This is a genomic window from Spongiivirga sp. MCCC 1A20706 (genome assembly GCF_046524175.1).
Classification (GTDB): domain Bacteria; phylum Bacteroidota; class Bacteroidia; order Flavobacteriales; family Flavobacteriaceae; genus Spongiivirga.
In genome coordinates this window covers 358,001-373,650 of the sequence record NZ_JBEFZF010000004.1, presented here as the reverse complement: position 1 = coordinate 373,650, position 15,650 = coordinate 358,001, and the positions used below count along the sequence as shown (strand labels likewise).

Sequence of the window (15,650 nt, the reverse complement as noted above, 5' to 3'; positions counted from 1 at the left end):
TGTATGAAACTTAAACTGCTTGCTCTACTATGTTTTGTTTCTTCCACCATAATAGGGCAGCAGGATTTTGGAAGAAAGCTTTCCAACGCCGCTATCGCGTTAACTGAAAATGAGGTTACCTATGACGGGTCTTATTTTTCGATACCTTATCCCAACGGAGATATACCTGCGGATAAAGGCGTTTGTACGGATGTCATAGTTCGAGCATACCGCACCTTAGAAATCGATTTACAAGAATTAGTGCATCAAGACATGAAAGCTAACTTTCATTTATACCCCAAAATATGGGGACTCAGCAAAACCGACACCAATATTGACCATCGTAGGGTACCCAACCTAATGACCTATTTCAAGCGGTTTGGCACTACTAAAAAAATGAGTGAAAATGCTACCGATTATGCACCAGGAGATATTGTAGCCTGGCGTTTAGAAAATGGCCTTACCCATATTGGTGTTGTAGTACACAAAAGGAGTAAAGACAACAAAAGGTATTTGATTAGTCATAACATAGGAGCTGGTCAAGTACTAGATGATTGTCTGTTTGACTTTACAATTATTGGGCATTATTCGTTTCCTAAAACTCCCTGAAGAGGGTAAAGATCAGTCGCGAAAATTAGTATATTAGTGCACCCTTTTCTACTCCTGGTTATGTTAATTCAAACTTGTTAACCACGTAGTTTTGTCAATTAAAAGACTTTTTTTTATCCTGCCATTATTTCTCTTGACGTATTCAGTCTTTGGGCAGGCACCTAATGATTGTGTAAATGCGATCGTAGTGTGCGGTAGTGGTACCATCAATTCCAACGCGGATGGTGTTGGCACACAGGAACTAAATGGTACAAATACATGCAGCAGCCAAGAAAATAATAGTTTATGGCTTCGAGTAAATGTAATTGCTGATGGGAACTTGGGGTTTATTTTAACTCCCACAAGTAATGATATCGTTATTGATTATGATTTTTTTATCTATGGACCTAATGCCACGTGTGGTAATCTAGGTCAAGCTATACGATGCTCCACAACCAACCCACAAGCCGCTGGACAGGGAGATAATAGAACTGGAATGATCGAGGGTTTACCAGATACTTCTGAAGGTCCCGGCCAAGATGGTGATAGCTTTGTTAACTGGCTTGACGTGCAAGCAGGCGAATCATATTTTATCGTGATAGATCGCCCTATTGGACAAAGTCCGTTTGAATTAGAGTGGGTAGGATCTGCTACTAACGGCGATGTAAATGAGTTAGCAGAACCACCGAGAATAGAGAATCCGGGGGATCAGGAGATATGTACGCGTACAAGTCCAACATCATTTGATCTTTCGACATTAAACGCTACCATTCTCGATGGGCAAACAAACTTGAATCTCACCTATCATGAATCTATCGCTGATGCTACTGAAGGCATCAATCCAATAGTATCTAACTACAGTTTTTCTGGCCCATCACAACAGATTTATGCACGTGTACAAGAAAATAGTGGTGATTGTTTTAATGTTACAGATTTTCAATTAAGAATTGCGAATCCTCCAATTGAGCAACCCGATATTCTACGCATTTGCGATGATAATTTCGATGCGATTGTAACAACAGATCTTTCTCAAGTAAACAGCACTGTATTGGGCACCTTACTTGATACTGATTATACGATTACCTATCATGCTAGCTTAGAAAATGCAGAGAACGATATCGATCGTCTGTCTACAAATTACACAAACACCAGCGCAATTGAAACCATTTTCATTCGTTTGCAAGAAAATGGAAATCCCGATTGTTTTTCAACAACTTCTTTTGACATTGAAGTCAACACCCCCCCTGAAATTTTAAGTGGGAATACTCTTGAACAATGTGACAACGATAATGATGGTATTGGTAATTTTAATTTGAATCAAGCTTACGATCTAGTGGCTGTAGGCACAAATTATACGTTAAGCTTTTACGAAACGAATGCGGACGCCTCTTTAGCAAGAAATGCTATTGATGCAAACGCACCATATCAAAACAATACTTTAGGTCAAGAGATCTTTGTAGTGGTCACCACTCCAGAAAATTGTAGTAGCGTTACCAATTTATTCATTAATGCGGTAGGTGCAAATTTAGGCGCAATATCACCTATGATTAGTTGCGAGGATAGTGATGGCGTACCTTTAGATAATAATGCCACTTTTGATCTTAGTGAAAAGAAAAACCAAATACGAACTAATTTTGGTTTAGCTGCTAATATTTCATTAGCCTTCTACCCCACGCTGGCCGATGCCGAGTTTGAACAAAATGAACTTCCTGATGATCTTATTACCCAACAAACAACGGTGTGGGTTCGCGCTGAGGGCGGTATGCAAAACTGCCAAGGTATCGAAGCCGTAGCATTAATTGTTAATGAGCTTCCCGATCCTATTTTACAAGAAACTTATCAAGTATGTCTTAATTCTTTGCCTGATGACCCATTAGTTGTCAATGGTGGCATTTTCGAAGCTTATGAATGGCGTCAAGACGGTAGCCCAACTGTTTTAGGTACGAATCAAACGTTTAGCATAGATTCTGGCGGAACCTATTCGCTAACTGTTTTTGAAACTCAAAACGGTGTGCAGTGTCAAAAAACAGAGACTTTTCAGGTCAATGAATCTAATATTGCTTCCTTTACCAATATAGAAATCAATGATGGTACCACCAACAATACAGTAATAGTAACCGTATCAGGAGAAGGCATTTATGAGTACGCGTTAGACACTCCAAACGGTCCTTATCAGGACAGTAACGCCTTTAATAACGTTTCCGCAGGTTTTCATGATGTTTTTGTTCGTGATAAAAATGGATGCGGTACCGTCGATCAACAAATATCGGTGATCGGTTTCCCCAAATTCTTTACGCCAAATGGCGATGGCTATAATGATACCTGGCAAATGCTCGGGGTTAATGAACAATTTCAACCCAATAGTGTTATCTATATTTATAACCGAATGGGAAAACTGTTAAAACAAATGAGCCCACTTGCCACAGGTTGGGATGGCACCTTTAATGGTCAATTTCTGCCAGCATCTGATTATTGGTTTTCTATTACTTTGGAAGATGGTCGTAACTTAAAAGGGCATTTTAGCTTAAAACGCTAGCATATTCCTAATGAATCTGTGTTATTTTTATGTAGAATGTAACAACGGCTCATTTTTGACGTCTTTAAACTAGAAGTTTAACCAAAATTTATGATAAAGCTAGCTTGGCTAATTATAGATTTGTTCTAATCAATCTAATTTAAAATATGAAATCGATTTCAACTGTATCAAAAATGTTGTTACTCGCAGCATGTTTGGTATTTGCAACACCTGATGCACAAGCACAACGTAAAAAGAAAAAGAAAAAAGGTCAAACGGAAGCAGCTGCTGCTCCTAAAAAAAGTAAGGAGAAAAAAATTGAAGACCTTGTAAAAGCCAGTGAAAAAATCGAAGGGCTTTTCACAATTTACCGCGATACTACCAACGGGTCTATTCAATTACTGGTAAAAGAAGATCAGCTTGACAAAGAATTTATCTACTTCAATCAAATAGAAAACGGTGTATTAGACGCTTTTAGTTTTAGAGGTGCATATGGTGGTTCTCGAATTTTTAAAGTAAAAAAGTTTTACGATAAAATTGAGTTTGAATACCAAAATTATGGGTACCATTTTGATGAAAATAGTGCATTATCAAAAGCAAAAAAAGCAAATATTAGTGAAGCTCCTTTAGCGAGTTTTAAGATAGAAGCACATGATAAGGAAAAGGGACTTTATCTGATAAAAGCGGGAGACCTTTTTGTTAAGGAAACACTGTCGCAAGTAAAACCACCCCGTTTTCCGGGAAGCCGTCCAACTGATTTTACCCTTGGTAATCTTGACAAGGGAAAAACCAAAATAAAAACGATTCGAAACTATCCTGAAAATACCGATGTAGCTGTATCATATGTATATTCAAAATCGTCCGTATTAAACGGAGGAAGTAATGCAGTAACGGATGGAAGAAATGTAAGAGTGGACGTTTACCACAGTTTTATCGCAGTACCTGAAAACGATTATGAGCCAAGATACGATGATCCTCGTGTGGGGTATTTCATGACACAAACTAACGATATGACTTCGGTTAGTGCAACGAATTACCGTGACATGATTCACCGATGGAACTTAGTTAAGAAAGATCCTAGCGCAGCAGTATCTGAGCCTGTAGAGCCTATTACATGGTGGATAGAGAATACAACTCCTGTTGAATTTAGAGAAACCATAAAAGAAGGCGTTTTACGATGGAATATTGCTTTTGAAAAAGCAGGGTTTAAAAATGCAATGGTAGTAAAAGTACAACCGGATGATGCTGATTGGGATGCAGGTGACATTCGCTACAACGTTTTACGATGGACCTCATCACCTCAACCTCCTTTTGGCGGATACGGACCCAGCTTTGTAAACCCAAAGACAGGACAGATCATGGGAGCTGATATCATGTTAGAGTTTGTATATCACACAAACCGGGTGCGTGTTGAAAAGTTATTTGATGATGTAACCGCTCAAGGAAAAGACATGCATCTAGATTGGAGAAACAAGAAAAACCATACTTATTGCTCTTATGGTCAAATGATGCAGTACAATACGCAGTTTGGTAGGGCAGCTTTGGCTCTTAATAATGCAGATGCATTGGCAATGGAAGGCCTTAAGAAAGAGGCTATGCTAGAATTAATTATGCATGAGGTAGGTCACACATTAGGACTTAACCATAACATGAAAGCGAGTCAATTATTTAGCCCTGCACAGCTTAGCGATCCTGATTTTATTAAGGGAAAAGCCTTAGTCGGATCTGTAATGGATTATACGGCTATTAATGTAACAAATGACCCTGCAAAACAAGGACATTATTACAGTACTACAGTAGGGCCTTATGATGTTTGGGCTATTCAGTACGGTTATCAGCCTTTTAAGAATGAGTCCGAAATGAACGCATTGTTAGAGCAATCAACAAAGCCTGAGCTTATTTTTGGTAATGATGCTGATGATATGCGAGCTCCGGGTAAGGCGATTGACCCAAGAGTGAATACTGGTGATCTCTCTAATGATCAGATAACATACTCAATCGATCGTATCAAACTAGTAAATCGCATGTTTGGTAAACTTAAAGATCGATATACTCAAAAAGGTAAAACTTATAATGACTTGCGGATTGCACATGCCATTTTAATGGGCCAATATGCACAAGCTGGTAATGTAATGTCGCGTTTTATTGGTGGTGTTTATGTAGATCGTGCCATGGCAGGTCAAGCAGGAGAAACTCAGCCATATACTCCGGTAAGTTACGAAGATCAGAAACGAGCAATGAAGGCGATAAATACCCATATTTTTGGCAAAAACGCGTTTAAAACTCCGAATGAGCTTTATAATTATTTAGCGAGACAACGAAGAGGTTATAACTTCTTTGGCGGGCCAGAAGATCCTAAGATTCATGCAACCGTATTACGCTTTCAACGTAATGTACTACGCCATATAATGCATCCTAATACTTTACAACGTATTTCGGATTCAGAATTATACGGCAACAAATATGACCTTGCTGAATATATGACAGAATTGAATAATGGTATCTTCGCTGCAGACATTTATGGGTCTGTTAATTCTTTCCGCCAAAACCTTCAATTAGAATATACCAATATGTTAATAGAAGTATTAACTGGAAAATCTAGCAGTCGCTATACCAACGCTACAAAATCGATGGCACTTTACAATCTTAAAAAGATTGGACAAATGGCATCTAATAATAGTGGAAACGTATCGACCAAAGCGCATAAATCTCATTTAAAAACATTGGTAAACAATACTTTGAAAGAGATCAAATAAAGATTACTCATAATTTGAGAATAAAAGCCGTTGATAACATCAACGGCTTTTTTATACGCTTTTATACTGTTAGGCAAAAAGTAACATTTAAACCAATTCGTCACTAAAGTTTATTAAAGTAGGTTTTTAATGATCAATTTCATTAATTATACTTTTGTTTTTAATGACAAAAAAACGATTAACTTTGAGTTATAAATCAGACACTTAAGTACATTTTATATAAAGACAGTTTTGGTGATTTTGTGACCAAATCTAAAATACAAGCACACTAACCAACGTTATTGTTAGGAAAGCACCTACTTTGTTAACTCAAAGGGGTGCTTTTTATTGGTAGTTATAAAGTTCATTTTTTTTATACAATAGATTAATTAGGTTAAGAAGAGTTTCAATGATGCAAGGACCAGCACAAAAGCTAATAAATACCTTAAACGGTTATTGCTCATTTTCTTACTACCATAATAGCCTCCTAATGTTCCACCAATTAACGCTATCGCAACCATTACAACCGACCATTCGTTCAATACCATTCCATTATTGCTAAACTGTCCCGCTAGTCCAGCAGCTGAGTTCACCCAAATAAATAGAGCAGATACTGCTGCCGCTTCTTTCATATTACCCCAATGTAATAGCAAGATTACCGGGCTGAGAATGATCCCACCACCTATTCCTATCAAACCTGAAAAAAAGCCTATGAACGCTCCAACCAACAATCCCTGCCATAATCTAACTTCTTTTACCGTATTACTTTCTTTTCCAAAAATATTCAGCATTTTTAAAATGGCAAAGATCAAAAGTATGGCCAATATCTTTTTATATACATCCGCATCAATATTCATCGTTCCTCCAAAAAAAGCGAGAGGTATTGACGAAATTGCGAAGTACAAAAAGAGCTTTTTATTAAAATAACCGCTTCTATAATAATGGTAAAAGGCAATACCAGCCACAAATAGATTGAGTAATAACGCAGTCGGTTTCATTGTTTCGGGCATAAACGAAAACAATGACATCAATGCCAAATATCCACTAGCACCTCCATGTCCCACAGCAGCATATAAAAATGCAACCACGGGAAGAATTGCTAAAAACAGATAAAATAAACTTGGTTCAACAGGCATTCAGAATAATGCTAAAGAAATTTAGTTCTAAAATAAGGTCGTCCAATGAATATTCAATTTAAATGGCAATAAAATTTAATCTTGATGCTATTTTAAAGGTTTATTGCTAATCGCAACGACCTTAACAGTCTCCTTTTTACCCTTTAGTTCCATATTCCCAATATTAAGGCTATCAAATTCTTCCTTTAGCAATAATTTATCTACCAAATTTTGAGATACCAAAAGATCTTTTTTATAAATAGTGCAAAGTCCCAAAATTCGTGCAGTTGTATTAAGCACATCACCTGTAAAAAAAATATCCTTTTTTAAGGCGCCAATTTCCCCTGTAGTCACCTTGCCATAATGAAGTGCTGCTTTAAAACTTGGCGAAATTCCATATGTAGATTTATACCTTTTATCTTTCTTTTTCAAGTCGCTTTTCATATCGAAAAAGCATCGAATACATCGATTGTTCACAATTCCTTTTTGCAATTTCCAGGTGATTACAATTTCATCTCCTACATATTGATATACTTCTCCATAATTCTCAATAATCGCATTAGAAAAGTCATTATAGTAAGAACGAAGCAAAGCAAAGTACTTTTTATGACCTAAAGACTCCGCTATTGGTGTAGAATCTTTCATATCGACAAACATGAAAATTCGATCTTCGACTATTGGCTTGTGATATTTTCCAGTGAAAAAATTAAGCAAAACATTCTGCCCTACATTATTACTGATCTCAGCATAAAACAATGATATAAGCAATGAAAAACTCAATTGAATCATCGCACTTAAATTAGTAATACTAAAAAAGAAATAAGCGTATTTATCCCACACTCTCTTATCTATAATTGACGTTTCAAGCTCTAAGCTCGCAGCAATTGGATACGTGATAAAAATCACCAGCAAGAAAAATAAGATGTAGATAAAAAACTTACCTATAATATTTGTGGTGAACTGCTTTTTTTCAAATAATCGTTTCAACCACAATACCTCGATCGTACCAAGTATTAATCCTATTAGAGTGATGACTAACAATGCGAAAATGACCACATCTGTTTGTAGTTTTATGGCAGAATCTAATGCATTAGACTGATGCCCCAAAGCCAAATGTTCAACCAGTAAAAAAAGCACACCTAGAAAAAACCAAATTATCCCAAATGGGATGATGCGTTTAAGGTTCCAGATAAATTTAGCAGAAAGCTTCATTGAAACAAGGTAAGTAAATACTCTTACATTAGAATAATTATAAGATGACGCTATTAGGGTTCAGAAAAAAAGCCATGAAACAAGGTTGCTCATGGCTTTTGAATATATGGGAAATATGTTATTAATGTCTTACAAACACCGTCTCTTTGGTTCGTTTAAGCTGGTGGGTCATTTGCTTGATTGTTTCTTTTACCGCCGCTTCGAAGTGACGCTCGTTACTAGACGCAAAAAGTTGTTTCCCGGGAACGTGAAGCTCTAGTTCACAAACACATTCTCGTTCAATATTTTTCAGTTCTTTTTTTATAAACACGGTCCCGCTCTTAATAAATGGATAATGCTCTATTAATGTAGAAACTTTATTTTCAATATAAGTATTAAGACTTTCGCTCACTGGTATTTTTACAAATTGTACTCTGATGTTATTGTTCATGCATTATTGCTTAAAATGGTTAACTCAATTATTAAATTTAAAATAGTCTAGTTCGATAACTTACTATTCACTTAGATAAACTTAGCTATTGTAAATAATGCAAAAGATGACAAATGTCACTTGCGTGTGAAAATTCTAGAAATAAAATATCACGTGACTTTTCAAAAAGAAAATTACCTACTTACCTAGATCTGGGCGGTCTTCATAAAAATCCTCAAATGTTTTGTCAGTAGTATAATTATCGGTCAATACTTTATAAACCGCATATATAAGAAGTAACTGACCCAATACTGTAATATAAAATATGAGTCCAAATGACAGCTTCATCGATACAAAAATAGTGACCGTTATTAACAATAAAGTGGTTATACCAAGCCAGTGTAATCCATTGAACTTCATATCTATTTTTTGTTTACAATTTATAACAAATAATTAAACAAAGCACTTAATGTACTCACAAATTCCTAAGCAGTAGATGACAATAATCATCTTTTCTGAAATACTTAATACCCAAATTTGCCCCTAGGTATAAGTAAATTAGATTTCTAACATATGGAAAATTGTTTCCATTGTGGTGATGACTGCGAGGACGCACCAGTTATTGACCAGGACAAATACTTCTGCTGCCATGGCTGCAAGACGGTTTACGACATTCTTAAAGAGAGTGACTTAACGTATTACTATGATTTAGAGCAATCTCCCGGCATAACTCCATCTCGATTTGAAGGCAAATTCGATTTTCTTAAAGATGAAAAAATCGCAAAAAAACTTCTTGAATTTGACGAGCAGGACATTCAAATAACTAACCTATTAATACCATCAATTCACTGTAGCTCTTGTATCTGGATACTAGAACATTTGGGTAAAATTCATCATGGTGTCATTAATGCTCAAGTCAACTTTCCTGAAAAAACTGTCAGCATTCAATTCAATCCGAATTACCTGACTCTTTTCGAACTTGTGCGGCTTCTAGCTCGTTTAGGATATGAACCCTATATATCGCTTGAGGACGAAAACAAATCAAAAAAACGTACGGACCGTAGCTTAATTTACAAATTAGGAGTGGCCGGTTTTGCCTTCGGGAACATCATGTTTCTTTCGTTTCCAGAGTATTTTGAGGTTAGTGAGTTTTGGTTAGAGCGATTTAAGCATCTTTTTAGATGGCTCATGTTCGCTTTTGCTGTACCTGTAGTATTCTATTCTGGGCAAAGCTATTTTACCTCAGCATTTAAAGGATTACGTTCTAGGATAATCAATATTGATGTACCTATAGCCTTGGGTATTGGGGTGCTCTTCATTCGCTCTACAATAGAGATTGTATTGGATTTAGGAACTGGCTTTTTCGATAGTTTAGCAGGTCTGGTTTTTTTCTTACTTCTTGGAAAATTCTTTCAGCAAAAAACATACGCCTACCTTTCTTTCGAGCGAGATTACAAGTCATACTTTCCGCTGGCGGTAACACAATTAGTTAAATCAAAAAACAACGGTGCCCAAGAGGAACAACAAACTCAAGTACGAGAATTAAAAGCTGGTGATCGTATTATAATTAGAAATAGCGAACTAATTCCTGTTGATGCCGTTCTAATCTCAGGTAATGCTTTTATAGACTACAGTTTTGTAACCGGCGAAGCACAACCCGTAGCGAAAGTTTCTGGAGATAAAGTATTCGCAGGTGGTAAACAGGAAGGCGGTAGCATAGAACTCGAAGTAGTACGAGCTGTTGAACAAAGCTATTTAACACAACTTTGGTCAAGAGATATATTCAATCTCGGAAATTCAACACCATTTCAGTCACTTACAGATCAAATAAGTAAACGTTTTACCTTTATTGTACTTAGCATCGCCCTATCAGCACTGGTATTTTGGCTCTGGTATGCACCCGCTCAAGCTTTAAATGTATTTACCGCCATTCTTATAGTTGCATGTCCTTGTGCAATTGCACTGGCAGCACCTTTTACTCTGGGTAATCTCTTACGGTACTTTGGGAACTACAAATTATATCTTAAAAACGCTGAAGTGATCGAGCGTATGGCGCAGCTAGATACACTGGTATTTGATAAAACAGGTACACTTACCACAGGAACTAAAAATAATATTACATACGATGGTCAGACTTTAACCAATCAAGAACAAAGTTTGCTTACCAGTACCTTACGTTCATCAAATCATCCTTTAAGTCGGGCTTTATATCAATGGTTAAAGGGGAAAAACATCTATACTTTAGACGACTTTGAAGAAGAAGTGGGGAAAGGAATTTCTGGTGCTAAAGCAGAAAAACGCATTTATGCAGGAAGTTACTCTTATGTAAATAAATCAAACTCAAAAAATAATCCAGCAGGTACGATTGAACAAAATGCAACAAGAGTACATGTTGCGACTAAAGAAGATTATAAAGGTTACTATACTTTTTTTAGTAAATATAGGGCAGGCTTAAAAAACACTTTAAGTTCTTTAGGAAGATCTTATAGCATTATCGTGCTCTCCGGCGATAACGACAGTGAACAAAAGATTCTTTCTAATCTACTACCAAAACAAACCGAATATTATTTTGACCAAAAACCGGAAGACAAGCTTCAATTCATAAAAAACCTACAAAAACAAGGAAAGAAAGTTATGATGTTGGGCGATGGACTTAACGATGCAGGAGCTCTGGCACAAAGTGATGTTGGTTTGGCTTTGTCAGAAAACATCAACGTATTCTCGCCGGCCTGTGATGGTATTTTAGATGCCTCTCAATTTAGTATACTACCCACATTTTTGGCACTTTCTAAGAAGGGAATTAGTATCATAAAATATGCCTTTGTATTCTCATTATTCTACAATCTTATTGGTTTAGGTTTTGCTGTGACAGGTCATTTAAAACCAGTAATAGCCGCTATTTTAATGCCGCTAAGCTCTATTAGTATTGTGGTTTTTACCACTTTGTTCACCTATATAGTTTCTAAACAGCTAACTAAAAAATCAAAAATTATCAACTAATGAATATTCAACTTACTACTGAAAAAAATACGCTCTTTAATGCTTTTCCGCTTTCAAGTAACCATTACGAAGTACATAAACTGTCTCGTCTATTCTATAAGGCTTCCCATAAAAAAAAGGACCCAGATGCAATCGATTTTTTAGAACAATTAGAGATGCAACTTGAAAACTTGTGCAAGCAACAATCCACAAGAAAGCTACCGAATGTTACTGAAACCCAATTAACCAATATGTTGAAAAATATTAGTACAGCAATAGTACAATTTGAGCAGCATTATAAGTCCGCTTGTCCTTTTGCAGGAATCGTAAGCAGCCCATTAATTAAACGATTAAAAACCATACACAAAAAAGCACAAGTCGCTCTAAACCAGATAGAAAATTGAAATAATTTAAAAAAAAAGAGAAGCTGACAATTATCATCTTTTTAAAGAAACATGAAAATTAGATTTACGGCCAAATTCAGTAAGGTATGAGTATTATTTACTTGCTTTTAGCAATTAGTGTTTTAGTGGCACTCGTATTTTTTATTGCCTTCGTTTTTTCAGTTAAAAAGGGGCAGTATGACGACACCTATACTCCTTCTGTACGCATGCTTTTTGATGATGAAATTCGGCTTTCAGCCAATAATAAACAGACAACAACCGAAAAAGAATCCTAGAAATTAAAAATAACTATGGAAGTACAACAGTTTTATTATGACAACAAAATAGTGCGAAAGTTCATTGTGGCAACACTGTTCTGGGGCGTTATTGGAATGACAGTAGGACTCCTACTGGCATTTATGTTTTTGTTTCCCAACTTAACCGATGGTATCTCATGGTTAAGTTTTGGCAGGCTTAGACCACTGCATACCAACGCTGTGATTTTTGCCTTTGTAGGTAACGCCATTTTTGCCGGGGTATATTACTCTTCTCAAAGATTGCTCAAAGCCAGAATGTGGAAAGATTGGTTAAGCAATTTTAATTTTTGGGGATGGCAGGCTATCATCGTTGGTGCAGCAATTACTCTTCCCTTAGGATATACAACTTCTAAAGAATACGCTGAGCTAGAATGGCCATTTGACATTGCTATTGCCTTAGTTTGGGTAGCGTTTGGCGCCAACCTAATTGGTACAATTCTTAAAAGACGTCAACGACATTTATATGTGGCTATTTGGTTTTACTTGGGAACATTTGTAACGGTTGCTGTACTTCATATAGTAAACAGTATTGAGATACCAGTCAGCGCGCTTAAAAGTTACTCCGTATATGCAGGTGTGCAAGATGCGCTTGTCCAATGGTGGTATGGTCATAATGCCGTAGCTTTTTTCTTGACCACACCCTTTTTGGGACTCATGTATTATTTTGTACCGAAGGCGGCTAACCGACCAGTATATTCTTACCGACTGTCCATTGTACACTTCTGGTCACTTATTTTTATATATATCTGGGCTGGACCACATCACTTATTATATTCTGTCTTGCCAGACTGGGCGCAGAACCTAGGAGTGGCTTTCTCAATAATGCTCATTGCACCTTCCTGGGGTGGTATGATTAATGGTTTATTAACCCTTCGCGGAGCATGGGATAAAGTACGCACTGATCCTGTTCTAAAATTTATGGTAGTAGCTATTACTGGTTACGGTATGGCAACATTTGAAGGGCCAATGCTTTCTCTTAAAAATGTAAATGCTATAGCACACTTTAGTGACTGGATCATTGCCCACGTGCATGTAGGAGCGTTAGCTTGGAATGGCTTCTTGACTTTTGGTATGATCTATTGGTTAATCCCTAAACTATTTAAAACGCGATTATTCTCTGTACAGTTAGCGAATGTTCATTTTTGGGTAGGAACCTTAGGTATCATTTTATATGCATTACCAATGTATGTAGCTGGTTTTGTACAGGCATCCATGTGGAAACAATTCAACCCTGACGGTACGCTGGTGTATGGTAATTTCCTAGAAACTGTAAGTGAAATTATCCCAATGTACTGGATGCGTGCCATTGGTGGAACCATGTTTGTAGTAGGAGCTCTTATTGGTGTTTATAATGTTATCATGACCGCGAGGGCAGGTAAAAAAGTAACGGATGAGCTAGCTGAAGCTGCTCCGCTTCAAAAGGTAACCAAAAAACGAACTACTAAAGAAGGATATCATACATGGTTAGAACGTCGTCCTGTGAAGCTTACCATCTTTGCTACTATTGCCATTCTTATTGGTGGTATGGTTCAAATTATTCCATCGCTAATGGTCGATGAATATGTACCGGTAATTTCAAGTGTGAAACCTTATACTCCACTGGAACTTGAAGGGCGAGATCTCTACATTAGAGAAAGTTGTAATGCCTGTCATTCACAAATGGTCAGACCCTTTAGAAGTGAAGTCGAACGTTACGGTGAATATGCAAAAGCTGGTGAGTTTGTTTATGACCATCCATTTTTATGGGGAAGCAAGCGAACCGGACCTGATCTATTGAGGGTTGGCGGCAAGTATAGCGATAATTGGCATTTGAATCACTTCTACGACCCACAGAGTACCTCATCTGGTTCCATTATGCCATCGTACAAATGGCTTATCAAAAATCCACTTGATAAGACTAAGACAGAAGCTAAAATGAAAGCCATGCAAACACTTGGTGTTCCATACACAATGGAAGATATCGAGCGTGCTCAACAATGGATGACGGAGCAAGGCATACAAATTGAAAAAAACTTGTACGCTGACCCTGACTTTGTCAAAACTTACGAAGCTGATAAAAAATATGCGAAAGAAAATGGTGAGGAGTTTATCGATATGAGAAATCGAGAGGTAGTCGCTCTTATTGCATATTTACAGCGACTGGGAACGGATATTAAAGTAAAAAATGCAGCTGAAACTGCACTAAACATAAACCAATAAGCCATGTTGAAGTTTGTAAAACAAAATTTAGAACAGATAGATGGGGTCACCATCTACCCTATCATCTCCCTCATCATATTCTTCTTGTTTTTTACAGCCCTATTCTGGTGGGTGTTTACGGCAAAGAAGAAGCACATTAACGAAGTAAGTAATATTCCACTTGATGATGATATCATCATAAATCCAACTGAATTATGAAAACAGCAGCATATATAAGGATATTGGTTTTCGCAATTGTATCCGGAATCTTATTAATGTACATAGCCTCTCCCGATGATCCCACGGAAGCATTCTATAAACTCTGGTATTGGGCGGCAGTAAGCTTGCTTACTTTATTAATGATTATTGGAGAAGTTTGCGTAGCAGCATTACAACGTGTACTCTATTTATCATTAAATGAAAATGCTAAAAAAGAGTATGATGAAAAAGCGGCTTTAGCTGAGGAAAACCAGTTTAAATGGGTTAAGGAAACTTATAAAAAACTTCTTGGAAGTAAACCTATTGAAGAAGAACATGAGATTATTCTAGATCATAACTATGACGGTATAAAAGAGCTAGATAATCGCTTACCACCATGGTGGTTATATGGCTTCTATGCCACTATCATTTTTGGTGTTATTTACTTAGTAAGATTCCATATTTATAATGATTATACGCAGGATGAAGAGTATGAATATGAAGTAGCTATCGCCAAAGCTGAAATTGAAGAATGGAAAAAAACAGCAAAAGACTTAGTAGATGTCAACACGGTAATATTACTAACCGATGCTGGGGATCTTAAAACCGGAAAAACCATATTTAACGAACGTTGTGTTGCCTGTCACAAAGCTGATGGCGGTGGTGGGATAGGACCTAATTTAACTGACAAACACTGGATTTTGGGAGGTGGTATTAAAAATGTTTTCAATACTATTTCAGAAGGAGGGCGCGCAGGAAAAGGTATGGTACCCTGGAAAACTGAATTGAAACCTGCTGAAATGGCTCAAGTAGCTAGTTATATATTGAGTTTACAAGGTACAGCTCCTGCAGATCCCAAAGCTGCAGAAGGTGAAATTTGGATTGATCCAGATGCAGTAGAAGAAATACCAACAGATAGTCCAGAGACCCCAATGGAAAACGAAGAGACAAAAACTGAAGCTTCAAATGAGGTCACTGCAAACCTTAACGACCAATAATTAGAGCTGTGTAAAATAGCATCGCTTCGTTGTAATTATGCGCC

General features: G+C 36.9%; 13 protein-coding genes. 9 read left to right on the top strand and 4 right to left on the bottom strand.

The features are described from left to right. Positions 1–3: 3 nt before the first annotated feature. The 3 genes from ABN763_RS11995 to ABN763_RS11985 all read left to right on the top strand — a co-directional run bounded on the left by ABN763_RS11995 (position 4) and on the right by ABN763_RS11985 (position 5,838). Positions 4–588 (top strand): DUF1287 domain-containing protein, encoded by a 585-nt coding sequence (locus tag ABN763_RS11995; protein ID WP_410485710.1) that lies wholly within the window; start codon positions 4–6, stop codon positions 586–588. Between the two features lie 133 nt (positions 589–721). Next, on the top strand, positions 722–3,103 hold the full coding sequence (locus ABN763_RS11990; protein ID WP_410485709.1) for a T9SS type B sorting domain-containing protein: 2,382 nt from the start codon (positions 722–724) through the stop codon (positions 3,101–3,103). Positions 3,104–3,249: 146 nt separating this feature from the next. After that, the gene (locus ABN763_RS11985; protein ID WP_410485708.1) at positions 3,250–5,838 is read left to right on the top strand and encodes a zinc-dependent metalloprotease; all 2,589 of its coding nucleotides are present in this window, start codon (positions 3,250–3,252) and stop codon (positions 5,836–5,838) included. A gap of 368 nt (positions 5,839–6,206) precedes the next feature. Here the strand turns inward: ABN763_RS11985 and ABN763_RS11980 are convergent, their stop codons facing one another. The 4 genes from ABN763_RS11980 to ABN763_RS11965 all read right to left on the bottom strand — a co-directional run bounded on the left by ABN763_RS11980 (position 6,207) and on the right by ABN763_RS11965 (position 8,973). Further along, positions 6,207–6,953, bottom strand: a complete 747-nt coding sequence (locus tag ABN763_RS11980) for a sulfite exporter TauE/SafE family protein (protein WP_410485707.1) — start codon at positions 6,951–6,953, stop codon at positions 6,207–6,209. A gap of 87 nt (positions 6,954–7,040) precedes the next feature. Further along, entirely contained in the window at positions 7,041–8,144 is a 1,104-nt protein-coding gene (locus ABN763_RS11975) for an adenylate/guanylate cyclase domain-containing protein (RefSeq protein WP_410485706.1), read from the bottom strand. Between the two features lie 121 nt (positions 8,145–8,265). Further along, positions 8,266–8,574, bottom strand: coding sequence for an HPF/RaiA family ribosome-associated protein (locus ABN763_RS11970; RefSeq protein ID WP_410485705.1), 309 nt, complete (start codon positions 8,572–8,574; stop codon positions 8,266–8,268). Positions 8,575–8,751: 177 nt separating this feature from the next. Further along, positions 8,752–8,973, bottom strand: coding sequence for a hypothetical protein (locus tag ABN763_RS11965; protein ID WP_410485704.1), 222 nt, complete (start codon positions 8,971–8,973; stop codon positions 8,752–8,754). Positions 8,974–9,126: 153 nt separating this feature from the next. Between ABN763_RS11965 and ABN763_RS11960 the strand changes: the two genes are divergently transcribed. From ABN763_RS11960 to ABN763_RS11935, 6 genes are all read left to right on the top strand, one after another. Continuing rightward, positions 9,127–11,553 (top strand): heavy metal translocating P-type ATPase, encoded by a 2,427-nt coding sequence (locus ABN763_RS11960; RefSeq protein ID WP_410485703.1) that lies wholly within the window; start codon positions 9,127–9,129, stop codon positions 11,551–11,553. Next, positions 11,553–11,936: a hypothetical protein gene (locus ABN763_RS11955; RefSeq protein WP_410485702.1), complete on the top strand. Its 384-nt coding sequence runs from the start codon at positions 11,553–11,555 to the stop codon at positions 11,934–11,936. The genes ABN763_RS11960 and ABN763_RS11955 overlap by 1 nt, the downstream gene beginning before the upstream one ends. A gap of 86 nt (positions 11,937–12,022) precedes the next feature. Next, positions 12,023–12,211, top strand: coding sequence for a cbb3-type cytochrome oxidase assembly protein CcoS (ccoS, locus tag ABN763_RS11950; protein ID WP_410485701.1), 189 nt, complete (start codon positions 12,023–12,025; stop codon positions 12,209–12,211). Positions 12,212–12,226: 15 nt separating this feature from the next. Next, positions 12,227–14,431, top strand: a complete 2,205-nt coding sequence (gene ccoN, locus ABN763_RS11945) for a cytochrome-c oxidase, cbb3-type subunit I (RefSeq protein WP_410485700.1) — start codon at positions 12,227–12,229, stop codon at positions 14,429–14,431. Positions 14,432–14,434: 3 nt separating this feature from the next. Next, positions 14,435–14,629 carry a cbb3-type cytochrome oxidase subunit 3 gene (locus ABN763_RS11940; RefSeq protein WP_410485699.1) on the top strand — a complete coding sequence of 65 codons (195 nt, stop codon included), beginning with the start codon at positions 14,435–14,437 and terminating at the stop codon, positions 14,627–14,629. After that, the gene (locus ABN763_RS11935) at positions 14,626–15,606 is read left to right on the top strand and encodes a cbb3-type cytochrome c oxidase N-terminal domain-containing protein (RefSeq protein ID WP_410485698.1); all 981 of its coding nucleotides are present in this window, start codon (positions 14,626–14,628) and stop codon (positions 15,604–15,606) included. Before ABN763_RS11940 ends, ABN763_RS11935 begins: the two co-directional genes overlap by 4 nt. The last annotated feature ends 44 nt before the right edge of the window (positions 15,607–15,650 follow it).